The sequence below is a fragment of the Nonomuraea sp. NPDC002799 genome (genome assembly GCF_053592075.1).
In genome coordinates this window covers 111,406-136,741 of the sequence record NZ_JBSFVA010000019.1, presented here as the reverse complement: position 1 = coordinate 136,741, position 25,336 = coordinate 111,406, and the positions used below count along the sequence as shown (strand labels likewise).

General features: G+C 72.0%; 14 protein-coding genes and 1 tRNA gene. 12 read left to right on the top strand and 3 right to left on the bottom strand.

Annotation, left to right across the window (positions count from 1 at the left end):
• The first annotated feature begins 13 nt into the window (after window positions 1-13).
• The 4 genes from ACWD0F_RS30600 (at window position 14) to ACWD0F_RS30585 (ending at window position 2,912) form a co-directional block, all read left to right on the top strand.
• A tRNA-Asn gene (locus ACWD0F_RS30600) sits at window positions 14-88 on the top strand.
• Window positions 89-245: 157 nt separating this feature from the next.
• Complete coding sequence (locus ACWD0F_RS30595; protein ID WP_449881361.1) at window positions 246-710, top strand: hypothetical protein; 465 nt, start codon at window positions 246-248, stop codon at window positions 708-710.
• A gap of 242 nt (window positions 711-952) precedes the next feature.
• The gene (locus ACWD0F_RS30590; RefSeq protein ID WP_449881359.1) at window positions 953-2,083 is read left to right on the top strand and encodes a nitric oxide synthase oxygenase; all 1,131 of its coding nucleotides are present in this window, start codon (window positions 953-955) and stop codon (window positions 2,081-2,083) included.
• A gap of 55 nt (window positions 2,084-2,138) precedes the next feature.
• On the top strand, window positions 2,139-2,912 hold the full coding sequence (locus ACWD0F_RS30585) for an enoyl-CoA hydratase-related protein (RefSeq protein WP_449881357.1): 774 nt from the start codon (window positions 2,139-2,141) through the stop codon (window positions 2,910-2,912).
• An 84-nt stretch (window positions 2,913-2,996) separates the two neighbouring features.
• Here ACWD0F_RS30585 and galK read toward each other — a convergent pair whose 3' ends face one another.
• A complete protein-coding gene (galK, locus tag ACWD0F_RS30580; RefSeq protein ID WP_449881356.1) occupies window positions 2,997-4,109 on the bottom strand; it encodes a galactokinase in 1,113 nt (370 codons plus the stop codon).
• Window positions 4,110-4,152: 43 nt separating this feature from the next.
• On the opposite strand from galK, the gene ACWD0F_RS30575 reads away from it, so the two are divergent.
• The gene (locus ACWD0F_RS30575) at window positions 4,153-4,944 is read left to right on the top strand and encodes a 1-aminocyclopropane-1-carboxylate deaminase/D-cysteine desulfhydrase (protein WP_449881354.1); all 792 of its coding nucleotides are present in this window, start codon (window positions 4,153-4,155) and stop codon (window positions 4,942-4,944) included.
• A gap of 57 nt (window positions 4,945-5,001) precedes the next feature.
• Here ACWD0F_RS30575 and ACWD0F_RS30570 read toward each other — a convergent pair whose 3' ends face one another.
• Window positions 5,002-5,547: a hypothetical protein gene (locus ACWD0F_RS30570; protein WP_449881352.1), complete on the bottom strand. Its 546-nt coding sequence runs from the start codon at window positions 5,545-5,547 to the stop codon at window positions 5,002-5,004.
• Between the two features lie 122 nt (window positions 5,548-5,669).
• On the opposite strand from ACWD0F_RS30570, the gene ACWD0F_RS30565 reads away from it, so the two are divergent.
• From ACWD0F_RS30565 to ACWD0F_RS30540, 6 genes are all read left to right on the top strand, one after another.
• Window positions 5,670-10,616 (top strand): hypothetical protein, encoded by a 4,947-nt coding sequence (locus tag ACWD0F_RS30565; RefSeq protein ID WP_449881350.1) that lies wholly within the window; start codon window positions 5,670-5,672, stop codon window positions 10,614-10,616.
• Between the two features lie 60 nt (window positions 10,617-10,676).
• Window positions 10,677-11,399, top strand: a complete 723-nt coding sequence (locus tag ACWD0F_RS30560; protein ID WP_449881348.1) for a helix-turn-helix domain-containing protein — start codon at window positions 10,677-10,679, stop codon at window positions 11,397-11,399.
• Window positions 11,396-13,882, top strand: a complete 2,487-nt coding sequence (locus ACWD0F_RS30555) for a PEP/pyruvate-binding domain-containing protein (protein ID WP_449881346.1) — start codon at window positions 11,396-11,398, stop codon at window positions 13,880-13,882. The genes ACWD0F_RS30560 and ACWD0F_RS30555 overlap by 4 nt, the downstream gene beginning before the upstream one ends.
• Before the next feature lie 347 nt (window positions 13,883-14,229).
• Complete coding sequence (locus ACWD0F_RS30550; RefSeq protein ID WP_449881344.1) at window positions 14,230-15,618, top strand: glycoside hydrolase family 43 protein; 1,389 nt, start codon at window positions 14,230-14,232, stop codon at window positions 15,616-15,618.
• A complete protein-coding gene (locus ACWD0F_RS30545; RefSeq protein WP_449881342.1) occupies window positions 15,615-18,860 on the top strand; it encodes a galactose-binding domain-containing protein in 3,246 nt (1,081 codons plus the stop codon). Before ACWD0F_RS30550 ends, ACWD0F_RS30545 begins: the two co-directional genes overlap by 4 nt.
• A gap of 158 nt (window positions 18,861-19,018) precedes the next feature.
• A complete protein-coding gene (locus ACWD0F_RS30540; RefSeq protein WP_449881340.1) occupies window positions 19,019-21,133 on the top strand; it encodes an ATP-binding protein in 2,115 nt (704 codons plus the stop codon).
• Here ACWD0F_RS30540 and ACWD0F_RS30535 read toward each other — a convergent pair.
• On the bottom strand, window positions 21,122-23,137 hold the full coding sequence (locus ACWD0F_RS30535; RefSeq protein ID WP_449881338.1) for a GTP-binding protein: 2,016 nt from the start codon (window positions 23,135-23,137) through the stop codon (window positions 21,122-21,124). The two genes, ACWD0F_RS30540 and ACWD0F_RS30535, sit on opposite strands and share 12 nt — an antisense overlap.
• A gap of 199 nt (window positions 23,138-23,336) precedes the next feature.
• Here ACWD0F_RS30535 and ACWD0F_RS30530 point away from each other — a divergent pair, with 199 nt between their 5' ends.
• A complete protein-coding gene (locus ACWD0F_RS30530; protein WP_449881336.1) occupies window positions 23,337-25,316 on the top strand; it encodes an amino acid transporter in 1,980 nt (659 codons plus the stop codon).
• Window positions 25,317-25,336 lie beyond the last annotated feature (20 nt).

The following is a 25,336-nucleotide window of genomic DNA, read 5'->3' as shown; positions in this document are numbered from 1 at the left end:
GGGCAGAGGCCAATCCCGCGTAGCTCAATGGCAGAGCAGCCGGCTGTTAACCGGCAGGTTACAAGTTCGAATCTTGTCGCGGGAGCCAGCATGAGGCCCCCTCCCGAGCTTTCGGGAGGGGGCCTCGTTCGTGTTTCAGGGAGCGAGCGGCGGCGTACCTGAAGATCACTTCGGCGCTCTTAAGGCTCGCTTCAGGTGCGGGAGGCCATTCTCGGGGCTGTCCATCATCTCGGGGAGGAGATCCCATGTTGAAGCGACGTCTCGCCATCGTGGTCACGGCCGCCGCGCTGGGGCTGGCGGGTATGGCCGGATCAGCGCTGGCCGACGAGGGTCCGGCACGGGTGCGTCATGGTGCCGGCCGGTCGATCCCGGCGGGCGGCGAGCTGACCTGCTGGACGAGCGACGGCAAGGTCGTCACGTTCTCCAAGGCCAGGGTCGTCAAGCTCGTCCGTGCACACGTCATCGGTGCACACGTCATCGGCGAGCACGTCATCGGCGAGCACGTCGCCGGTGGGAACGTCGTCGGTGAGCGCGTCCTCGGGTCGGAGCTCGCCGAGTCCGTCACCGAGGACGGCATCACGACCGTTCCCGCCGACCGGCTGTCGATCGGCGTTCCCGCCAAGGAGTTGCCCCGCAAGGCCCGCAAGCACCGGCAGCAGCGCCGCGTCGTCCACCTCACGTGCGTGTGGGACGGGCCGGTGCGCAAGTAGGGCGGGCGCGTGCTCCCGGGGCGCCCCCGGGGGCACGCCTCACGCGTTGTAGCGAGATGGCCACAGGATTGACTGATTAGCGGGACAAAGCGGGGTTCTCCGGGGAGGATGAGACGGCCGGTCCTCCGGGGCCGGAGCCGCGGAAATGTCGTGGGGGAGGCGAGAAAGGCGCCGCCACCAGGACGTGTCGCCGACCCGGAATCGGCGGGGCGATCCGATGACGGAGAAGTGCTGGTTTCTGCGTGACTACCTGGATCAGGTCCCTGCGTCCCTTCGATGCCCTCGCCGCACCGGCCGTGATCGGGCGAACCGTCGATCTTCGTGAGGCGGAGCGTTTCATCAGGCTCTTCCACGACGAGAACCCGTCCGCCGGCGGCTTGTCCGCCCGGCTGCGCGGCGTCGCCAGAGACATCGCCCGCGGCGGCACCTACACGCACACCTTCGAGGAGCTGGAGTTCGGCGCCCGGGTGGCCTGGCGCAACAGCAACCGGTGCATCGGCCGGCTCTACTGGCGCTCGCTCCTGGTCCGCGACCGCAGGGCGGTCCGCACGGCCGAGGGCGTGGCCCTCGAATGCGTCGCCCACCTGCGCGAGGCCACCGCGAACGGCAAGATCAGAGCCACCGTGACCATCCTGTCCCCCGACACTCCGGCCCTGCCCGGCCCCCGGGTGCTGAACGACCAGCTCGTCCGCTACGCCGGCTACCGCACCGGCGACGGCGTCGTCGGCGATCCCAGGAACGTCGAGCTCACCGAGCGGGCCAAGGCGCTGGGGTGGGGTGGCGGGTCCGGCAGGTTCGACGTATTGCCGCTGGTCATCCGCCCGGGCCTCGGGGACCCGTTGCTCTGCCACGTGCCGGGGGACGCGGTGCTGGAGGTGCCGCTCGTCCACCCTGACTACCCGTGGTTCGCGGAGCTCGGGCTGCGCTGGCCCGCCGTACCGGCTGTGTCGGACATGTGCCTGGAGATCGGCGGCATCTGCTACCCGTGCGCCCCCTTCAACGGCTGGTACATGGGCACCGAGATCGGCGCCCGCAACCTGGCGGACACCGACAGGTACGACCAGCTCGGGGTGGTCGCGGAGCGGCTCGGGCTGGACACCTCCACCGAACGCTCCCTGTGGCGCGACCACGCGCTGGTGGAGCTGAACGTGGCGGTGCTGCACTCGTTCGAACGGGCGGGGGTCACGATCACCGACCATCACACGGAGTCGCGCCGCTTCCTCACCCACCTGTCGCGGGAGGAGAAGGCCGGGCGCGTCTGTCCCGCGGACTGGTCGTGGATCGTGCCGCCGCTGTCGGGCGGCGCGACCCCGGTCTTCCACCGCTACTACGACACCCGCGTCCTCACCCCGGCCTTCGTCCACCACCGTTAGCCCCCGGATCGGCCCCGCCTTGCCTTCCAGGGCTAGAACATGGTTCGGTTAGGGTATGGCGGAACTCGTTCTCTCCACGCTCGACCAGGGCGTGCTCACGCTGACCTTCAACCGTCCCGACACGCTGAACGCCTGGACGGACGCCATGGGCCGGCGATACTTCGATCTGCTCGCGGAGGCCGAGAAGGACTCCCAGGTGCGCGCGGTGGTGGTCACCGGCGCGGGCAAGGGGTTCTGCTCGGGCGCCGACTTCAAGACGCTCACCGCCATCCAGACCGGCACCTACGACGGGGCAGCGGATCCCCGGCCCAACACCTTCCCCTCGACCATCGGCAAGCCGATCATCGCCGCGGTCAACGGCGCCTGCGCCGGGCTCGGCATGGTGCACGCGCTCGTCTGCGACCTCGTCTTCACCGCCGAGGAGGCCAAGTGGACGACGGCCTTCGCGCGCCGGGGGCTGATCGCCGAGTACGGGCTCTCGTGGGTGCTGCCGCGGATCATGGGGCAGCAGCGGGCCATGGACGTGCTGCTGTCCGGGCGGGTGTTCACCGGGCGGGAGGCCTTCGAGCTGGGACTGGCCAACCGGGCCGTGCCCCGGGAGTCGCTGGTGGCCGAGGCCCAGACCTACGCCAGGGAGCTGGCGGTGCACAGCTCGCCGGCATCGATGGCGGTGATCAAGCGGCAGGTCTGGAACGACTGGGACGCCAGCCTGGAGGAGTCGGCCAAGACGGCCGTGCGGGAGATGCTGGCCTCCTTCGGCCGTCCCGACTTCACCGAGGGCGTCGCCAGTTTCCTGGAGCGCCGCCCGCCGGACTTCCCCGCCCTCTGATCCTCCGGCCGCTCGGGGCGCCGGTGACCTCGGCAGGCGCCCGCCCGGATCGGGCGAGGCGCCTTGCGTGACGAGACGGGCGTCTTACGCGACGCGGTGGGCGCCCTTGGCCGGGGTGGCCGGGAGGAAGCGCGGGGCCTGGAAGCCGCGCTCGGCGTAGGCCGCGGTGACCGACTCCTGGACGGTGTCCAGGCGCTCCTGCGGCACCAGCGCGATGGCGGAGCCGCCGAAGCCGCCGCCCGTCATCCGCGCGCCCCGCGCGCCGCCCCGCAGCGCCGCCTCCACCGCCAGGTCGAGCTCGGGGGAGGAGACCTCGTACTGGTCCCTGAGCGACAGGTGCGAGGCGTTGAGCAGCAGGCCGATGTCGGGGATCTGGCCCGCGCGCAGCAGGCCGACGAGGGCCTCCACGCGGTGGTTCTCGGTGACGACGTGCATGGTGCGCTTGCGCTCGTCGCCCCGCAGCCGCTCCAGGGCCGCCGCCAGGTCGGTGACGTCGCGCAGGGCGGGGACGCCCAGCTTGCGGGCCGCCGACTCGCACTCGGCGCGGCGCTTGGCGTACTCGCCGCCCGCGTGCTCGTGGTGGACCTGGGTGTCGATGATGAGGATGCTCAGGCCCTGGGCCGCCAGGTCGAGCGGGATGTTCCTGGAGCCGAGCGAGCGGCAGTCGAGGAAGAGCGCCTTCCCCTCCTCGCACAGGGCCGAGGCGGCCTGGTCCATGATGCCGCAGGGCATGCCGACGAAGTCGTTCTCGGCCTTCTGGCTGAGCAGGGCGATCTCCATCGGCGTCATGCCGAGGCCGTGCAGGTCGTTGAGCGCCGAGGCGACGGACACTTCGAGCGCGGCGCTGGAGCTGAGGCCGGCGCCCTGCGGGATGTCTCCGTCGATGGCGATGTCGGCGCCCGCCACGCGGTCGCCGAGCACGTCGAGGACGCCCACGACGTAGCGGGTCCAGCCCTTCGCCTCCTCGTGGGTCGCCAACGTGACGGGCTCGCCGGGGGACTGGAGTGAGAGGAGGCGGATGGTGCGGTCGGCGCGCGGCGTGACCGCGGCCGTGACGCCCCACGGCACCGCGAACGGGAGCACGTAGCCGTCGTTGTAGTCGGTGTGCTCGCCGATCAGGTTGACCCGGCCGGGGGCATGCCAGACGGCCTGCGGCGCGGCGCCGTAGGCAGCACGAAAACTCTCAACAACCCGCATAACCAAACACTCCTCAACAAAGGCCCGACCGTAGACTAGCGCCATGGAGGAGCTCCTGGATCCAGGACTCGGTACGGTCCGGGTGTTCCTGATGCACGATGACAACAAACCGCGCAAGCTCAAGTACAACCTCGGCCACTCACGGCTGCTGACCTTCGGCGGCGCCTACTCCAACCATGTCAGGGCCCTGGCCGAGGCCGGCCGGCGGCACGGCATCGAGACGATCGGGGTCATCCGCGGCGAGGAGCACCTGCCGCTGAACCCCTCGCTCGCCCGCGCCGTGGCCTGCGGCATGACGATCACCTATCTGGACCGGCCCTCCTACCGGCTCAAGCACACCGAGGACGTGCGGGCGCGGCTGCGCGCGCGGTGGGGTGACGACGTGGTGATCCTGCCCGAGGGCGGGAGCAACGCGGCCGCCGTGCGCGGGTGCGCCGAGCTGCCGGGGGAGATCCCGCTCGGCTACGACGTCGTCTGCTGCCCGGTCGGGACCGGGGGGACGCTCGCCGGGATCGCGGCCGGCCTGCCGGAGGGGCGGCGGGCGCTCGGGTTCGCGGTGCTCAAGGGGGCCGGGTTCCTCGCCGATGAGGTGGCCAGGCTGCAGCGGGAGGCGTACGGGCGGACGTGGCAGAACTGGTCGGTCAACCTCGACTACCACTTCGGCGGATACGCCAGGACAACCCCCGCCTTGGAGCGATTTATCGCGAAATATCGTGTCGAAGGCGTCTACGTGGCGAAGATGCTGTACGGGATCATCGACCTCGCCCGCCAGGGCGCCTTCGCCCCCGGCACCCGGATCGTCGCCGTGATCACCGGTCAGCCCGCGCCCTCGTGATCACCGGCCGGCCCGCGCTCCCGTGATCACCGCTCAGCCCTCGACCCCGTGGCCGGCTCAGCCGAGCTGGTCGAGGACCGGCGTCACCAGCGCGTTGAGCTCGCGGGCCAGCACCGTCACCGCGCGGTGGGCGCGCTGCTCGACCTCGTCGTGCGGGCCCTCCGGCTCCGGCGGCAGGTCGTCGAGCGGCAGCGGCGCCTCGACCAGCAGACCGGCCCGCAGGAACGGGATCCGCGCCAGGTCCTGCTGGGTCGGCTCGACGTACTGGCCGAAGGTCTCCTGCCAGCCCAGCCAGCCCCGGTCGCGCCACCACGCCCGCGACCGGGTCAGCTCCTCGGGCAGCGGCGAGACGATCCTGACCCGCGCGTAAAGGCTGCCGTCCCAGGTGTTGCGGTGGCAGGTCGCCTCCAGGATGCGGCGATCCCAGCGGACGTAGCCGGGGGTCAGCGACGGCGGGGTGGCCAGCCGCCACGCCGCGCACGCGAACCTGATGGGCGCGATGTCGCCCCACTCGAACGCGTCGAGACTCTTACGGACGTGTACGGCATAGCGCCCGTCACGATCTCTGTCGAACTCTTGATCCAGCCAGAACGCTCTGCCCATGGACACCACGCTACGGTGCGCCCCCGCCTCTCTGCGCAGGGACCGGAGATCTCCGAATGCCCTGTGACCCGAGTGACACATGTGTAGCTTTTTCACATTGTTCGATAATTTGGGAGTGAGTGATGGCGTCAGAACAGCTCGACGCGGCCATGAGTTGCTGGAAAGCGGGAGATCTCGATCAGGCCGCCGCGCTGTTCAGGCAGATCGCGGCCACGGGTGAGCCGGAGGCCTCCCACCTGCTGGCCGGGGTGCTGCAGGAGCGGGGCGACCTGGAAGGAGCCGAGGCGGCGCACCGCTCGGTGATCCAGTCAGGCGATCCGGTGTTCGGGCAGCGCTCGGCCATCGCCATGGGGATGATGCTGGTCAACGCCAAGGAGTGGCCGGCGGCGCACCGCGTGTTGACGATCGCCTCGGACGGCGCCGACTTCGAGGTGGCCGCGCTCGCCGAAACGGCGCTGGTGCTGGTGTGCACGCAACTGGGCGACGCCCAGGGCGCGCAGACGGCGCTGGAGCGGGCCCGGCGCTGCGACAGCCCCTCCGTGGCCGAGCTGGCCGACCGGCTGCAGTTGCCCGCCTTCCACCAGAGCCCGGTCTCGGCCCGCGACCTCTATGCGGCGGCGGAGGAGGAGGACGACTATCGCACGCTGCTGACCTGCGGTGATCCCGAGGTCGTGGCGTTGTCGGCGTTCCAGCTCTACCAGCTCTACGCCGAGGAGGAGGAGTTCGAGTCGGCCCGCGAGGTGTGCGAGCACGCCATCGCCCTCGGCTCTCCCGACCACCTGGCCATGGCGCACAAGCTGCTCGGCGCGGTGCTGGTGGACCTCGGCGAGTACGCCGAGTCGGCCGCCGCCTACCGGGTGGCCGCCGAGGACCCCCGGCCCGACGTCCGGTTGCCCACGCTCATCGAGCTGGCCAAGGTGACCGCGCAGCTCGGCGACGTGGCGGAGACTCAGGCGATCTTCCGCCGCGTGGTCGCCAGCGGGCAGCGCGAGTACGCCGTGCAGGCGCAGGCGTGCCTGGCCCAGATGCACACCGAGGCGGGCGAGGCGCCCGAGGCGCTGGCCGCGGTGCGCGCCGTGCTGGAGGCGGGCGAGAGCGAGTGGGGCTCGATCTGCGTCACCCTGCTCAGCATGCTCCTGGAACACCACCAGGACGCCTACGACGAGATCATGGAGCTGGCCGGACTCGCCGCCGGGCACGAGGACCCCGACGTCGCGTTCAAGGCCGGGTTGTTGCTCCAGCACGCCGCCATGCGGCAGCCCCTCGCCGACCCCGTGGCCGAGCAGGCGCTCCAGGACACCGACGACGGGCTGGCCCGCATGAAGGCCGGTGACGTGGACGGGGCCAGGTCGCTGATGCGCAGGGCCGCCGACTCCGGGGCCGGCGAGCAGGCGCTGCGCGCCATGGTGGCGCTCGCCGAGCTGGAGCTGGGGGAGGGCGACCGCGAGCAGGCCGACGAGCTGCTGGCTTACGTGGCGGAGTCGGAGCACGTGCTGGAGGGCTTCAACGCCGTGTTCCTGCTGCACCTGCTGCGGGAGTCGGGCGAGGAGCCGCACCCCGTGCTGGCGGCGGTGATCGTGCACCAGCGGCAGGGCAGGGAGGAGGGGCTGGCCCATTACCAGGCGGCCATGGAGCATCCCGATCCGGCCGTCTCCGCCATCGGCACCGCCGTGCTGGCGCAGGTGCTGGTCTCCATCGGCTACGACCTGTCGGACGCGGCCGGGCTGCTGCTGACGGCGGCGGGGGCCGGGGATCCGTTCGCGCTGTCGTACGCGGCGCTGATCTGCAAGGACGTGTTGCCGGACGCGGACGAGGCGGTCGCGCTGCTGCGCCGGGCCGCCAAGGGCGGCCATCCCGCGCTGGCGCCGTGGGTGGCGTACGCGCTGGGCGGGCTGGTCGCGGAGGAGCATCCGCGCGAGGCGCGCGCCGCGTACGGGCTGGCGCTGGAGCAAGGGCGCGGCGGGGTGCGCTTCGCGGCGGCGGCCGACCTGGTGGGGCTCTTGGACCGGCAGGGCGACCTGCTGGCGGTCTGCCGCGTGCACGAGCGGCTGATCGCCGAAGGCGCGCCGGAGCGCGGCGCCCTGCCGCTCGCCTACACCCGGATCAGGCTCGACGACCTCGACGCCGCGCGGGCCGCGTTCGCCGCCGACCCAGCCGAGCTGGGCGAGTTCGGCCGCCGGCTGCTCGACCGGGACTTCGAGGCCGCGGCGCGGGCGCTGCCGCCCGAGGGCACGGGGCTGTTCATGGCGAGCACGCTGGCGATGGAGAGCGCGCACGCCTGGCAGCGCGCCGACCAGGCCGGCCCCGCCGACGCCGCGCTCAGCCTGGTGATCACCTCCGGACATGAGGAGCTGCGCCAGGAGGCGGGCTACTTCCTCGGCGCCCTGCGCAACGACGCCGGGGACAAGCGCGGGGCCGTCGACGCCTGGTTGCGGGCCGTCGGCGAGGACGAGGAGCGCAACGTGGCGGCGCTGCGCGCGGCCGGCATCGTGCTGCAGGAGCTCGGCGAGCACGCCGAGGCCGCGCGGGTGCTCGCCCGCGTGGTGGAGCACGCCGAGGACCGGCTCGCCTGCGGCCTGCGGCTCGGCGAGGCGCTGGTGGCCTCGGGCCGCGCGGGGGAGGCCCGCGAGTGGCTGAACGAGATCGCCGGCCCGAGCGCGACGCTGCACTACGTGCGTTTCCTGCGCGACCACGGCGACCCGGCAGACGCCCTCGCGGTGATGAGGGCCACGCCGCCCGAGGTGACGGCCGCGTCCGAGCGGCTGCTCGGCAGCCTGCTGGCCGAGGCGGGCGAGCTGGAGGAGGCGAAGGCGGCGTTCGAGGGGGCGGCGGCCATCGACCCGGAGTCGGAGCCGGAGACGATGCTGGAGGCGGGCCGCAAGCTCCTGGTGGCCGGTGACCTCGATGCCGCGCACTTCGCCCTCGAACGGGCGGCGGCCCAGGACGGCGACCTGTACGCCGCCGCCGTCGCCCGCCACCTGCTCGGCCGGGCCATCCCGGAGGAGCTGCCCTGGGTGCTGGCGGCCGAAGGGGACCGCGCGGGCGCGCTCGCGGCGCTGAGCGCGCGCACCGGGTCGGAGCCGCTGGCCGCCGTGCTGCTCGCGCTCGACGACGAGGACGTGCCCGCCGTACGCCGCCTGATCACCGAGGCCGGCCCCGAGCTCCGTACGCGGGCCCTGGCCGAGACGCTGGACCATGCCACCGGGCTGGACACCGAGACGGGCCGCCGGTTCCTGCGGCTGGTCGTCGAGCTGGGCGATCCCGGGCCGGCCGCGCGGGCCGGGCTCGACCTGGGCGTGCGGCACGCCAACGAGGGCGAGCACTGCCGGGCCGAGCTGAGCTTCCTGGTCGCCACCGGCGACGCCGGCCTGCGCGAGGCGGCCTGGCGCAACATCGCCATCGTGCGCAGACGGCGCGGCGACCTCGACGGGGCGATCGAGGCGGCCCGCGCCGCCCGGCCCGCGACCACCGTGCTCCTCGCCGAGCTGCTGGCGGAGCAGGGCGACAGCGCCGGGGTACGGGCGGCGCTGGCCGCCGGCGCGGCGGACGGCGACCTCGCCTGCCACCGCCACCTGCTGGCCCACCTGCTCCAGGAGGGCGACTACGACGCCCTCGCGGTGGAGTCGGAGCTCGCCGTGGCCACCGGCGACCCCGAGACCGTGGCGATGGCCTACTGGGGCTGGGGTGACGCGTACAAGGCCAGGGGCGACGCGCGCAACGCGGCGCTCATGTACGAGAAGGGCATCGACACCGGCTTCCCCGAGACCACCTCCAGCATGCGGGTCGACCTGGCCGGGGCCCTGCACGACCTCGGCGACGCGGCCGGCGCGGCCGGTCAGGCGCGACTGGCCCTGGCCTCCGGCGACGCGGACGCGGTGGCCAGGGGCGGCATCACGCTCGGCGTGTGGCTGCACGAGGAGGGCGACCTGCTCGCCGCCGCCGAGGCTTTCGCCGCGGCCGCCGGCCCGGACACCGACCTGGTCGCGACCGCGGTCAAGAACCTCGACGCCCTCGCCTACCAGGCCGGCGAGCGCGGCGACCACGAGCTGGCCGTGCGGGTGCTGGAGCTCATGGGCGAGCACGCCGCCGAGCGCGCGGCCGAGCTGGCCCGTGAGCTGGGCGACCGGTGCGCGGACCCGGCCGCCGTCCGGGCGTACTACGAGGCGGCCGACTCGGGGCCGTTCACCGAGCTGCGCGTGGCCGAGCGGCTGGTGGATCTCGGGGAGACGGCGCAGGCCCGCGCCATCTACGAGCGCCTGAACGTGCACGAGGACCCCGACGTGCGCTTCGTGGCCGGCGGCAGGCTGCTCGGAGTGCTCAAATCCGAAGGCGACACCGACGCCTTCTACGACCTGGCCGAGCGGCAGGCCGGCGACTCGGAGAGCCCCGTTCAGGGCATGTTCGGCAGCCTGCTCGGCATGTTGCAGGGTCGTGAGGGGCACACCGAGCAATCGTTGCGCACCTTGCGGGCGGCGGCGGAGAGCGGCGAGCCGACGGCGCTCAGCATGTACGCGCAGGCGCTGGTCGGCGTGGGCCAGGTGGAGGAGGGGCGGCAAATCTACCTGCAGGCGCTCGACGCCGGCGACGCCGACCTGGCCGCGCGGGCGATGATCGCGCTCGGGCAGACCTACCACGACGAGGACGAGGAGCGGGCGCGCGAGTGGTACCTCAAGGGCCTCGACGCCGGAGAGGGCCACACGAGCGCGCTGGGCGCGATGTACCTGGGCGCGCTGGCCAAGCGGGCCCGGGACTTCCCCGAGGCGCTCACCTGGTACCAGCGGGTCATCGACGCGGGCGACTCGGAGGCCAGCATGGCCGCCGCGCATCTCGGCGAGCTCTGCTACTGGGTGGGGGACCGCGACGGGGCGTTGCGCTACTACGAGCTGACGCTCACGCTGACCGAGCTGCCCGACCTGGTGGCCGAGGCCGCGTGCAGGCTGGGCGAGATCCGGTACGAGCGCGGCGACCTGGCCCTGGCCCGCCGCATGCTGGAGATCGCCGCGGACACCGGCGACCGGGGCTTCGCCCCTCAGGCCAAGCTGCTGCTGGAGAAGCTGCCGCCCCGGTGAACTTGCCAGGAATAAAATGACCAATTAGCCTCATTTAGTCAAACAAATGGGGTGGGGTAGATGGTCAGGGTCGGACGACCGCCGCAGGATCCGGCGCTCCTGCTGGAGCGCGCGCACCGGATCCTCGACGCCGCCGCCATGCTGATCCTGAGCCAGGGCTACGACAAGACCGCGATCGACGAGGTCGCCCGGCGGGCCGGTGTCGCCAAGGGCACCATCTACCTGCACTGGAAGACCCGCGACGACCTCTTCGCCGCGCTGCTGCGCCGTGAGCGGGTCCTCATGCTGGCCGGCGTCCGCGCGAGCGGGCCGGCCACGCCGGGCGAGCTGTTCGGGGAGTTCGCCCGCCTGCTGCTGGGCCGGCCGCTGCTGCGGGCGGTGCTGACCGGCGACTCCGAGGTGCTCGGCAAGCTCACCCGCCGCAAACGGGTCGCCAGGAGCGGGCTGGAGCTGGGCGGCGACTTCGACCGCTATCTCGCGGAGCTGGTCGGGCTCGGCGCGGTGCGCGCGGAGCCCGGAGACCACGTCACGGTGATCACCTCGATCGTCTACGGGTTCCTGTTCCTGCCCGACACGCTGCCCGAGCACGTCAGACTTCCGGACGACCGGATCGCGGCCCTGGTGGCCGACACCATCGAGCACGCCATGAGCCCCGGCGGCCGGCCGCCGGGCGACGACGCGGACGCCGTGGCGCGGGCCACCCTCAAGTTTCTCGACGCCATACAGGAGGCCGCCGAGCGAACGCTGACGGCCTCCCTCGTCTCTAAGGAGCGTGTCAGGTGAGGGTCGTCCTCCCCCTCGACGATGCCGCGGCCGACCTGGCCACCGTGGGTGGCAAAGGGGCCTCGCTGGCCAGGCTGACCAGGGCCGGGCTGCCCGTCCCCGGCGGTTTCCACATCACGACCGGCGCCTACCTGGCGTTCGTGTCCGGCTTCCAGGAGGAGATCCTGCGGACGGCGGCAGCGGGCGGCGACGTCGTCGCCCTGTTCGCCGGGCGCGACCTGCCGGCCGCCCTCGCCGCCGAGATCCGCGCGGCCTACGACGCGCTCGGTGACGACCTGCCGGTGGCCGTGCGCTCGTCCGCGACCGCCGAGGACCTGCCTGACATGTCGTTCGCCGGGCAGCAGGACACCTATCTCAACATCAGGGGCGAGGCGCTGCTCGACGCGGTCAGGCGCTGCTGGGCCTCGCTGTGGAACCCGCGGGCCATCGCCTACCGCGACCACAATGGCGTCCCGCACGACGACGTGGCCCTGGCCGTCGTGGTCCAGGAGCTGGTGGACGCCGACGCGGCCGGCGTCATGTTCACCGCCGACCCGGTCACCGGCGCCCGCGACGAGATCGTCGTCAACGCCTCCTGGGGGCTCGGCGAGGCGGTCGTCGGCGGGCTGGTCACGCCCGACACGGTCGTGGTGTCCGGCGGCGCGGTCGTCCGGGCCGCCACGGGCGACAAGACCGTCATGACCGTGCGCACCCCCGCGGGCACCGAGGAGCGGCCGGTCCCGGAGGAGCTGCGCGGCACGTCCGTGCTCGACGCGGCCCAGGCCGTGGCGCTGGCCGCGATCGGCGAGCGCGTCCAGGCCCTGTACGGCATGCCGATGGACGTGGAGTGGGCCAGGCACGGCGGCACGTTCGCCATCCTCCAGGCCCGCCCGATCACCGGCCTCAAGGCCGAGGTCGAGGAGTGGAACGACAGCCTCAAGGGCGACTATCTGTGGACCGGCGGCAACCTCGGCGAGGCCATCCCCGACGTGATGACGCCGGTGACGTGGTCGTTCGTGCGCCTGTTCATCCACGAGGCCATGTCCGCCTCCGCGCTGCCCGGCTTCGACCTGGTGGGCAACATCGGCGGCCGCTTCTACATGAACCTGAGCATCGTCTACTCCATCGCCGGCGCCCTGGGCATGAAGAGCCGGCTCGGCGCGGTCGAACAGGTCTTCGGCAAGATCCCGGCCGGCCTCGACGTGCCCAAGGTGCGGGTCTCACGCTGGGAGATCATCAAGCGGGTGCTGCCGCTGGCCGTCCGCATCCAGCGCCGCGTGCACGACAACCTCAAGGGGATGCCCGCGTTCCTGGAGACCTCGCGGCAGCGGTGCGAGGACCTGCGCGCCCGGATCGCCGCCACCGGCTCGGGGCCCGAGCTGGCGGACCTGTGGGCCCGCGAGATCGAGCCGCACCTGGTCATCTCCTGCCGCATGCTGGAGGCGGCCGGCCGTCAGGGCGGCGCCACGCTCGTCATGACCCGCGACCGGCTGCGCAAGATGATGGGGGAGACCGACGCCGAGGCGATGCTGACCGGCGTCAACGCCGACGGCGAGCTGGCCAGCCTGGGGCTGGTCATGGGCCTGTCCAGGCTGGCACGCGGAGAGATCACCGAGGACGAGTTCGCCCGCGCCCACGGGCATCGCGGCCCCCACGAGTTCGAGGTGTCGATCCCCCGGCCCGGCGAGGACCCCGGCTGGATCGACGCCCAGCTCGCCGGCCTGCGCGACCTGCGTGCCGACACCGAGGTGCTGCTCGCGCGGCAGGAGACGGCCAGGGAGGAGGCGTGGGGGCGCTTCGCCCAGCGCCATCCGGGCAAGGAGCGGGCGATGCGCGCCCGGGTGCGGCGCTGGAACGCGGTGGTGCGCGACCGGGAGTCCGCGCGCTCGGAGAACATGCGGGCGTTCTGGGTGTTGCGGGCGTTCACCGTGCGCGCCGGGGAGCTGACCGGCCACGGCGACGACGTGTTCCACCTCTACCTGGAGGAGCTGCTGGCCCTGCTGCGCGGGAACCCCGCCGGGCTGGAGCGGGTGCCGGTGCGGCGGGCGACCTACGAGGCGTACGCCGCGCTGCCGCCGTACCCGACGCTGATCGTCGGCCGGTTCGACCCCGTCCGCTGGGCGGCCGATCCCGCCCGGCGCGGCGACCTGTTCGACGCGCGCGGCGGCACGGTGCCGGTGAGCGACGTCATCCGGGGCTTCCCCGGCGCCCCCGGCGTGGTGGAGGGCGTCGCCCGGGTCATCTCGGGCCCTGAGGAGGGCGATCGGCTCAAGCCGGGCGAGATCCTGGTGACGACGCTGACGAACGTCGGCTGGACGCCGATGTTCCCGCGCGCCGCCGCCGTGGTGACCGACATGGGCGCGCCGCTGTCGCACGCCTCGATCGTGGCCCGCGAGCTCGGCATCCCCGCCGTGGTCGGCACCGGCAACGCCACCATGCGCCTGCGCGACGGCGACCGGATCAGGGTGGACGGCGAGCGGGGCACGGTCGAGCCGCTGACGTGAGAAGAGCTCGTCAGGGTCTGACGTGAGGAGAGCTCGCCAGGCCCTCACGTGAGAAGAGCTCGCCACGGCCTGACGGCCTGGCGACGCAGGCGTGGCCCGTGCCGGTCGGAAAGCGGCACGGGCGTGTCGTCCCAGCGGACGGCCCCCGCGCTCACCTTGCGGGATGGCGTTGGCCCACTGCCGAAACCCTTTTCGCTGTGTCGAAAGCCAGGCATGCGTGCAAGAGGTTGCAGTGACTGTTGACAGCACCCGCTCCCGCGTTCTAGGTTCCCGAAAACCTTTTAGGTTTGCTGTCTCAACGTGGGTCCAGTGGTGTTAGCGCTAACAGAACCCCAAGGAGCAACCTCATGAAACGACGATGGGCAGCCGCCCTCGCCGGAGCACTCGTGCTCGTCCTCGGCAACGTCAGGCCCGTGCTCGCGGGCCCGCCGATCACCACCGCCATCTACACGGCCGACCCCGCCGCGCTGGTCGCCGGCGACACGCTCTACCTCTACACCGGCCACGACGAGGCCGCGTCCGGCGGCGGCAACTTCGTCATGCGCGACTGGCACGTCTTCACCTCCTCCGACGCGGCCACCTTCACCGACCAGGGCGCCAAGCTGTCGATCTCCAACTTCTCCTGGGCCGGCGCCGACGCCTGGGCCGGCGAGGTCGAGCGGGGCGCCGACGGCAGGTACTACTGGTACGTCCCCGTCAACGGCAACGGCGCCGGCTGGATGGACATCGGCGTGGCCGTCGGCAACAGCCCGCTGGGCCCCTTCACCGACGCCAAGGGCGGCCCGCTGGTCAGCGACAGCACCCCCGGCTCGTCGCCGCTCAACATCGACCCGACCGTGTTCACCGACGACGACGGACAGGTCTACATGTACTGGGGCTCCTACTACGGCGTGCGCGCCGCCCGCCTCAACAGCAACATGACCACCATCAACGGCTCCGTGGTCACCCCGAGCGGCGTGACGAACTTCTGGGAGGCCCCCTGGATGTTCAAGCGGAACGGCGTCTACTACCTGGCCTACGCGGCCAACGACTCGGCCTGCTCGGCGCCCGGCTACGCGTGCATCCGCTACGCGACCGCGAGCAACCCGCTCGGCCCGTGGACGCACCGCGGGGTCGTGCTCGACCAGGTCACCTCGACCACCAACCATCCGGCGATCATCGAGTACAAGGGTCAGTGGTACATGGTCTACCACAACGCCTCCAGCCCGGGCGGCGGCAACTTCCGCCGCTCGGTGACGATCGACAAGCTCTTCTTCAACGCCGACGGCACCATGCAGAAGGTCGTGCAGACCGGCGGCCCGGTCACGCCGGGGAACCTGGCGACCAGTGCCACCCCCTCCACCTCCTACGTCTCCTCATGGGAGACGCTCGCCGCCGTCAACGACGGCTACACCCCGGCCAACTCGGCCGACCACAGTCACGGCGCCTACGGCAACTGGAACCACCAGGGCACCGAGTGGATCGAGTACCGCTGGCCGGCCGCGCAGACCGTCTCCAGATCCGAGGTGTACTGGTTCGACGACGACCTGGGCATCGATCTGCCGGCGTCGTGCCAGGTGCAGTACTGGAACGGCAGCGCCTACGTCAACGTGCCCGGCTCGTCGGGCTGCGGCGTGGCGACCGGCACCTTCAACGCCACCACGTTCACGCCGGTCAGCACGACCCGGCTGCGGCTGAACATCACCTCAAGAACCGGCTACTCGACCGGCGTGCTCGAATGGAGGGCCTTCTCATGAGGCGTGCCCTGTCCGTCCTGCTGCTCGTCGCCGGCTTACTCGTCGGCGGCGCGCCCGCGCACGCCGACCAGACCATCGGCTTCCCGGCCTTCAACGGCCCCGCCGTGCCCGCGCCGCCCGTCGCGAACACGACCGGCAACATGATGCAGGCCATCTACGACGCCGAGAGCTCCGGCACCGACTTCTGGATGGACCGCCTGCTGGCCCGCCCGGGCAACGACCCGGCCGGCACCTGGCTCATGTCGCGCGGGCGGGGGTTGTTCATGAAGACCCACACGCCGGGCACGCTCGGCTTCGCCGGGCAGGCGGCGTACTGGGAGAGCATCAGCAACAACAACGCCTTCACCGTGGCCGTCACCCCCGGCACGTTCACCGAGCAGGTCGCCTCCCGCTGGCAGGCGCCCAGCCACTGGAAGAGCCGGCACACCAGCGGCTCGATCACGGTGAACCAGAGCAAGTTCATCACCGACAACAACGTCGCCGTGGCCAACCTGGCCATCACCAACGGCGGCAGCGCCTCGACGACGCTGCAGCTCAGAGCCACCTCCCCGTACGCCACCACCGGCAGCGGCAGCGAGCTGACCGGCCAGGTGAACGCCTACAACAACCTCACCACGCTCTATCCCAGGCTCACCGGCGACGGGTTCACCGTCTCCAGCGGCGGCCTCAACCGGTCCGTCACCGTCGCGGCCGGCGCGACCGTGACCGTCAAGGTCGTCATGGGGTTCGTCACCAACGAGCTGCCCGCCTCGCGCACCGAGTACGACGCCTACGCCGGCTACTCGGCCGCCACCGCGTTCGCCACCCACGTGCGCGCCTACAACCGGTGGTGGGCCGAGAACGTGCCCTACATCGACGTCGCCGAGCCCGCCATCAAGAAGAACGTCTACTACCGCTGGTGGCTGATGCGCTTCAACCACCTCGACGCCGACATCCCGGGCCAGACGTTCCAGTTCCCCACCTCCACCGAAGGCGTCCTGGGCTACAACAACGCCATCGCGCTGACCCAGCCCATGCACATCGACGACCTGAAATACCTGCGCAACCCGATCTACTCCTACGGTGACTGGCTGAGCGTCGGGCAGACCTCCAAGAACGGCCGTTTCCTCGACAACCCGGGCGACCCGGAGAACTGGTCGAACAGCTACACCCAGTACATCGCCGAGGCGGCCTGGAAGAGCTACCAGATCCACGGCGGCCAGCCCGGCATCGCCGCGAACCTGGCCCGCTACGCCGAGCAGGACGTCAAGGGCCAGCTCTCCTTCTACGACACCGACAACAACAAGCTCATCGAGTACGACTGGGGCGCCCTGACCGGCAACGACGCCGACGCGGTCTCCTTCCACTGGAAGAGCGGCCGGATGGACCGCGCCGAGTCCGCCTACCAGTACAGCGGCGCGCTGGCCGCGGCCCAGGCGTACGAGGCGATCGGCAACACCGCCAAGGCCACCGAGATGCGCACGCTGGCCACGCAGATCCAGAACGCCATCGTCGGCGTGTTGTGGAACCCGAGCAGGCAGCTCTTCGAGCACCGCCTGAAGTCCACCAACGAATGGGTGCCGTGGAAGGAGATCAACAACTACTACCCGTTCGCCGTGGGCGCGATCCCGAACACGACGGCGTACAAGCAGGCGCTGCGCCTCTACGACGACCCCGCGCAGTATCCGATCTTCCCCTTCTACACCGCCAACCAGGTGGACAAGGCCGCCGCCGCGGCGGCCGGCAACCCCGGCTCCAACAACTTCTCCACCATCAACTCGACCGTGCAGTTCCGCCTCTACTCCAAGGTCCTGCGCGACTATCCGAACGAGTGGATGAACGCGACCGACTACAAGAAGCTGCTCTACTGGAACGCCTGGGCCCAGTACGTGGGCGGCAACACCCAGTGGCCCGACGCCAACGAGTTCTGGGCCGACTGGAACGGCTCCTCGATCGCCTACCGCTCCTGGATCCACCACAACATCCTGGGCAGCGGCAACTGGACCGTCATCGAGGACGTCGCCGGGCTCCGGCCGCGCAACGACGCCAAGGTCGAGCTGTCGCCGATCAACATCGGCTGGACCCACTTCACCGTGAACAACCTGCGCTACCGCAACGCCGACCTGACCATCGTCTGGGACGACCCGGCCGACGGCGTGGTGCGCTACCCCGGCGTGCCCGAGGGCTACTCGATCTACGTCAACGGCAGCAGGGCCGCCACCGTGTCGTCGCTGGTGCCGTTCACCTGGGACCCGGCCACCGGCGCCGTCACCACGACCGGCACCGTCACCCACAACGTGGCCGTGGCCGGGCTGCAGGCGCCCGCCCAGGTGAGCCACACCGGCGCCCGCATGGTCGACATGCTGGCCAAGGCCGGCGTCGACCTGACCGCCAACCTCACCAACCTCGCCGCCGGCGCCACCGCGACCGCCTCCACGACGGCCTCGGGCACCTCCACGGCGGGCGCGGCCGACGGTTATCCGATCAACGAGCCGTTCTGGGGCGGCACCACCGCGGGGCAGGACTGGTACGAGCTGAACTTCGGCTCGGCCCGCACGCTCAACGAGGTGCGGCTCTACTTCAAGGACAGCCGCCCGGCCAGCGCCACCTACCGGGCGCCGGCCTCCTATGACATCCAGTACCACAACGGCACCACCTGGGTCAGCGTGCCGAGCCAGGCCAAGACCCCGGCGACGCCGCGCGGCAACTACAACCTGGTGCAGTTCGGCGCGGTCACCGCGCAGCGCCTGCGGGTGCTGGCCACGGCGGCCTCCGGAGCCAGGACCGGGCTCACCGAGATCAAGGTGCACAACCGGGGCGGGGTCCAGCCGCCCGCCAACCTGGCGTCGTCGGCCACGCCGTCGGCGTCCTTCACCTCGTCCTGGGAGAGCGTGGCCGCCGTCAACGACGGGATCGACCCGCCGTCGTCCAACGACACCGTCAACCCGCGCTGGGGCTGCTGGCCCGAGACCGGGCAGCAGTGGGTGGACCTGACCTGGTCCTCGGCCAGGACCCTGAACCGGGCCGAGGTGTACTTCTTCGACGACGAGCAGGGCATCGACATGCCGGCGTCGTGGAAGCTGCAGTACTGGAACGGCAGCGCGTACGCGGACGTGCCGGGCGCTTCGGCGTACGGGCTGGCCAAGAACCAGTACAACAATGTCACCTTCACCGCCACGAGCACCACCCGCCTGCGGGTGCTGCTGACCGGCACCGGCACCAGCTCCGTCGGCCTGCTGGAGGTCAAGGCCTACGGGACGTGATCCACGCGAAGGGGGGCGCGCCGCGCGCCTCCCTTCACCCCGGGATTCGGTCCGGACACCCGGCGCATAGGGAGTAGTCACTTTCTCACTTTGAGTTACCAAACGCCGGAGAATCAGGCAAGCTGCTGTCATAACTTCATCGATGGGTGGCGATCACGATGACGGGTAAATGGCAGGCAGGCAACCTCCCCCCGGAGCTGACGAGCCTGGTCGGACGCCGAGCCGAGCTGGACCAGGTGCGCCGCGCCTGCCGGCGCTCGCGGCTGGTCACCCTCACCGGCGTGGGCGGCGTCGGCAAGTCCCGCCTGGCGCTGCGCGCGGCGGTCGACCTGCGGCGGGAGTTCGGCGGCGGCGCCTGGCTCGTCGAGCTGTCCCCGCTCGAAGACGGCACGCTGTTACCCCACGCCATCGCCGAGGCCATGCGCCTCACCGACCAGACCACCCGTCCCATGACCGAGGTGCTGGCCGAGCACCTGGCCGGCCGCCAGGTCCTGCTCGTGCTCGACACCTGTGAGCACCTCGTCGCCGCCTGCGCCGCGACGGTCGAGACGCTGCTCGCGGCGGTGCCGGGGCTGCGGGTCCTGACGACCAGCCGCCGCCCGCTGGACACGCCGGGCGAGCTGGTGCTCGTGGTCGACCCGCTGCCGGTCCCGCCGGAGGGCGCCACCGGCCCGGCGAGCGGCGACGCGGTGGCCCTGCTCGCCACCCGGGCCGCCGAGACCGTGCCCGGGTTCGAGCTGGGCGATCAGGACCAGGCGGCCGTGATCCGGCTCTGCCGCCGGCTCGAAGGCATCCCGCTGGCGATCGAGCTGGCCGCGGCGCGGCTGCGCGAGCTGCCGATCGGGCACCTGGCCGACCGGCTCGACGACCGTTTCGCGGCCCTGGACTCCGCCGGGGCGGGCCACCGGGCGGACCCGCCGTGGCACCAGGCCCTGCGCACCGCCGTCGGCTGGAGCCACGAGCTGTGCGAGCCTGCCGAGCGCCTGCTCTGGGCGCGCGTGTCGGTCTTCGCCGGCGACTTCGACGCCGAGGCCGTCCGCCAGGTGTGCACCGACGAGCAACTGCCCGAGGCCGACATCGGGCTGCTGCTCGACGCCCTGGCCGACGAGTCGATCCTGACCTGGCTGCCGACCGGCGCGGGGGAGCGCTACCGGATGCTGGACACGCTGCGTGAGTACGGCGCGGGCTGGCTGCGCGGCCTGGGCGAGGAGGAGCGCTTCAAACAGCGCCACCGCGAGCACTACCTGGCGCTGGCCACCCGTGGCGCGGCCGGCTGGCTCGGCCCCGGGCAGATCTCCTGGTACGACCGCATGATCGGCGAGCACGACAACCTGCGGGCCGCCCTGGAGGTCTCGCTCGGCGGCCCCGACGGCCAGGCGGCGGTGGAGCTCGCCGGGACGCTGGCCTTCTTCTGGTACGGCTGCGGCTACGCCAAGGAGGGCCGCCACTACCTGCGGCAGGCGCTGGCCATGGACGCCAAGCCGGGCCGCGTGCTGGTGCGGGCCCTGTGGGCCGACGGCCTGCTGGCGGCCACCCAGGGCGACGCGGACGGCGCCGAGGCCAGGGCCGCCGAGTGCGAGGCCATCGCCGGGCCCGGTGACGCCTACACGAGGACGTGCGTCAAGGCGCTCAGGGCGTCGGCCGGGGTGATCCGCGGCGACCTGCTCCAGGCCATGGCCGAGTCGGAAGAGGCGTTCGCCGCCCGGTGGAGCGGGACGGACCTCACCATCGCGGGACTGCTGGCGTTGTTGTGCCGCGCCCACGTGCTGACCGTGGAGGGCCGGATCGAGGACGCCATCGCCGTGCTCGACGACCTGCGGACGCTGTGCGACCGGCGCGGCGAGCAGTTGATGCGCTCCCACGGCGACCTGCTGCGCGGGCAGGCGGAGCTGAGCGGCGGCCGGCTCGGCGCGGCCGTCGCCTACGGCCAGGCGGCACTGCGCACGAAGCGGCGGCTGCACGACAGCTTCGGCATCGGCCTGACGGTGGACCTGCTGGCGCTGGCGGCGGGCGCCGCCGGCCGGGCCGAGCGCTCGGCCCGGCTGCTCGGGCTGGCCCGGCGCATCTGGAGCACCCACGGCCAGGCGCAGGCGAACGTGCCCGCCTGGGTGGCCGCGCGGATGGCCTGCGAGCACCAGGCGCGCGACACGCTCGGCGACAACGCCTACCACGTGGCCTTCCGCACCGGCTACGACAGCGACATCGACGCCGGGATCGCCTACGCGCTCGAACCGGAGGGCGAGGGCCTGCCGAACAACGGCTCATCCCTGTGATCCCGGCACCCGCCGGACCACGCGCAGCAGATACTCCTTGCGGTCGAGCGGGTTGTGGTCGGTGCGCGGCCGCTCCGGGATCCTGCCGTGCACCGGCCGGTAGCCGTCGAAGTCGCACTCCAGCACGCCCTCCCCGCGCGTCAGCCCGGGAAGCCGCCGCTCCAGCTCGTGCACCCGGGCGGCGGGCAGCTCTCCTTCGATCAGCGAGGCCGTCCGCGTCCTCGGGACGGCGCCCAGCCGGCCCAGCACGGGCAGCACGGGGCCGAGCGTGTCGGCGGGCAGCTCCAGCCGGAAGCGGTGCATCGGCTCGAACACCGTGGTCCCGGCCGCCTTGAGCGCGCTCATCAGCACCAGCGGGGTCAGGTTGCGGAAGTCGCCCGCGGTGCTGGACATGCTCTTGTCGAAGACGCCGCCCGCATGGCCCTGCTTGGCCCAGTAGCCGGAGTGGGTGAGGGTGACCACGCAGTCGAGGACCTGCCAGCCGTACAGGCCCTCCCGCAGCGTCTCGTGCACGGTCTCCTCGATCGTGCGCATGAACGCGTACGGCAGCGACCCCAGCTCCACCTCCAGCCGGAACTCCACCCCGCTGCCGTCGGCCCCCGGCTCCACACGCAGGCCGACGGTCGCGAGGAACGGGTTCGGGGCCTTGCCGATCAGCTCGTGCGCGCCGCCGGTCCCGGCCGGGCGCTCGACGCGGATCGTGGTGGTCTCGCGGAAGGTGACGTCGAGGCCGAAGTCGCTGCGCAGGGTGGCCTGGATGACCTCCTTCTGGACCTCGCCGTAGAGCGAGACCGACACCTCCTGCCGCAGGTCGTCCTGGCGCAGGCCGATCAGCGGGTCCTGCTCGGCGAGCTGGGCGAGGGCGAGGTGGAGTGCGCCCTTGCCGCCGGGGTGCGAGGGGACCACGACCGTCTCCAGGGTCGGCGGCGCGAAATGACCGGGCTCCGCCGACAGAGCGTCGCCCAGGGTGTCGCCGATCCGGACGTCGGCCAGCCCCCAGAGGCGGGCGATGCGGCCCGCCTCGGCCGACGACCGGCGCACGGTCGTGCCTCCGTCGAAGACGGTGATCGCGGTGATCTTCCCGGCCCGCTTCCCGGTGAAGCACAGGCGGTCGCGGGTGCGCACCGTGCCCGAGAACATCCGGACGTAGGCGATCTTCTCGCCCGCCGGGCCGCGCTCGACCTTGAACACCGTGCCGGAGACCGGCCCGTCCGGGTCGCCTCCGGCGGCGGGCAGCAACGTCTCGATGCCGCCGATCAGCGCGTCCACGCCGGCGCCGGTGATCGCCGAGCCGAAGAAGACCGGATGCACCAGGGCCCGGCCGGTCTGGGCCACGAGCTCGGCGCGCAGCCGGGCGGGCGAGACGGAGCCCTCGTCGGCGACGTACGCCGCCATGAGCGCGTCACCGTGCTCGGCGAGCACGTCCACCCAGCCCGCCGCGTCCACCCAGCCCGCCGCGTCCGCCGCGCCCGCCCAGCCCGCCGCGTCCGCCGCGGCGACCGGTGTGACCGTGGCGCCGCGGGTGCCCGCGTCGCGGACCGCTCCCATGGGGACGACGGGCAGGGACAACCGGGCGGCGAGGTCGCGCAGCACGCGGCCGGGATCGGCGCCGCGGCGGTCGATCTTGTTCACGAAGACGAGCACGGGAATGCCGAGCCGGCGCAGCGTGCGCATCAGCACGTGGGTCTGCGCCTGCACGCCCTCCACGGCGGAGACGACCAGCACGGCGCCGTCGAGCACGTGCAGCACCCGCTCGACCTCGGCGATGAAGTCGGGGTGGCCGGGGGTGTCGATCAGGTTGACCGTGGTGCCGCCGACGGCGAACGAGACGACCGCCGACTTGATGGTGATGCCGCGCTGGCGTTCGAGGGCCAGGGAGTCGGTCTGGGTGTTGCCGTCGTCGACGCTGCCGACCTCGTCGATGACCCCGGCGGCGTGCAGCAGCCGCTCGGTCAGGCTGGTCTTACCGGCGTCTACATGCGCCAGGATCCCCAAATTGAGCATACGCACCGAACGTCATGTCCTCTGTAGAAATGGCTCTTCCTTCCTGGGTGGACATGAACGTTCCTCGCATGTTCGCTCCTCTGGTCGTTCGGCTCGCGCGGCCAGCACACCAGAGAGCCTGTCCGCGCGGCAAACGGTTTTCCCGTCCGCGCGAGCGCTCCCCTAGGGTGAGACCGGTTCCCTAGGAGAGGAAGATCCGGTGAGTGAAACCGGTGGGGTGACCATCCCGCCCGTGGTCGAGCTGCCGGCCCGTGCGGCGGCCGCGGACAACCGCCTGACGCGCTGGCTGCTGGAGCATCGGGTCCAGCCGGTCGGTCCCGAGACGGCCGAGGGGCACGCCAAGCCGCAGCCCTGGTGGAAGGTCATGTGCCTGACCGGGGTCGACTACTTCTCCACGCTGGCCTACCTGCCCGGCATCGCCGCGCTGGCCGCCGGGGCGCTGTCGCCGCTGGCCACGCTGCTCATCGTGGCGCTGACGCTGCTGGGCATGTTGCCGATGTACCGCAGGGTCGCCGGGGAGAGCCCGCACGGGCAGGGCTCCGTCGCGATGCTGGAGCGGCTGCTGCCGTTCTGGCAGGGCAAGCTGTTCGTGCTGGTGCTGCTGGGGTTCGTGGCCACCTCGTGGATCATCACGATCACGCTGTCGGCCGCGGACGCCTCGGTGCACGTCGTGGAGAACCCCTTCTTCCCGAGCTTCCTGCACGGTCACGAGGTCGAGCTGACCGTGCTGCTGCTGCTCGTGCTCGGCGGGGTCTTCCTGCTCGGCTTCACCGAGGCGGTCAGCGTCGCCATCCCGCTGGTCTCGATCTTCCTGCTGCTGAACGCCGTGGTCGTCGCCGTCGGCCTGAGCGCCATCGTGACCACGCCCGGCGACATCTCCCGCTGGACCGAGGCGCTGACGAGCGGCGGCGGCGGCTTCGGCGGGGTCATCGGCCCGGCGATCCTCGCCTTCCCGCTGCTGGTGCTGGGCCTGTCGGGGTTCGAGACGGGCGTGAGCATGATGCCGCTGGTCGAGGCCGCGGGCAAGACGCCCGGGGAGCAGTTGGCCGCGCGCATCCGCAACACCCGCAAACTGCTCACCGTCGCCGCGCTCGTCATGAGCGTCTACCTGATCGCGACCAGCTTCGTGACCACGGTGCTCATCCCGCCGGAGGAGTTCCGGCCCGGCGGCGCGGCCAACGGCCGGGCGCTGGCCTATCTGGCCCACGAGCGGCTGGGCGAGCTGTTCGGCACGGTCTACGACATCAGCACCATCCTCATCCTCTGGTTCGCCGGAGCCTCGGCGATGGCCGGGCTGATCAACATCGTGCCGCGCTACCTTCCCGGCTACGGCATGGCGCCGGACTGGGGCCGCGCGGTCCGGCCCGTGGTGCTCGTCTACACCGGCATCAGCATCGTGCTCACCATCGCGTTCGGCGCCGACGTCGACGCCCAGGCGGGCGCGTACGCGACCGGCATCCTGGCCATGATGGTCTCCGGCGCGGTCGCGGTGACGATCTCCGCCGTCCGCCGCAGGCAGCGGGGCGCCGCCATCGGGTTCACCGTGCTCACCCTGGTGCTGCTCTACGCGCTGGCGGAGAACATCAGGGAGAAGCCGGACGGCATCGCCATCTCCGGGCTGTTCATCCTCGGCGTCATCGTCATCTCGCTGGTCTCCCGGGTGTCGCGGACGACCGAGCTGCGGGCCGGCCGCATCGAGCTCGACGAGCGGGCCCGCCGGTTCATCGCCGACTCGATCGCCCACGACGGCGCGCTCAACATCATCGCCAACCGCCGCCAGGGCGGGGACAAGGCCGAGTACGACGCCAAGGAGCGCGAGCAGCGCGGCATCAACCCGGTCCCCGGGCGGGCGGACGTGCTCTTCCTGGAGGTCGACGTCATCGACCCGTCCGAGTTCAGCAACGTGTTGTGCGTGCGCGGGGTCGAGGTGGACGGGCACCGCGTGCTGCGCGCCGAGAGCCCCGCCGCGCCGAACGCCATCGCGGCCATCCTGATCGCCCTGCGCGAGGTCACGGGGGTCCGGCCGCACTGCTATTTCGAGTGGGCCGAGGGATCGCCGCTGATGCACCTGCTGCGCTACCTCATCCTCGGGCGCGGCGACACGGCCCCGGTCGTCCGCGAGATCATCCGCACCTCGGAGCCCGACCTGGAGAAACGGCCGGGCATCCACGTCGGCTAGCCCGGCCGGGCCGGGCGGGA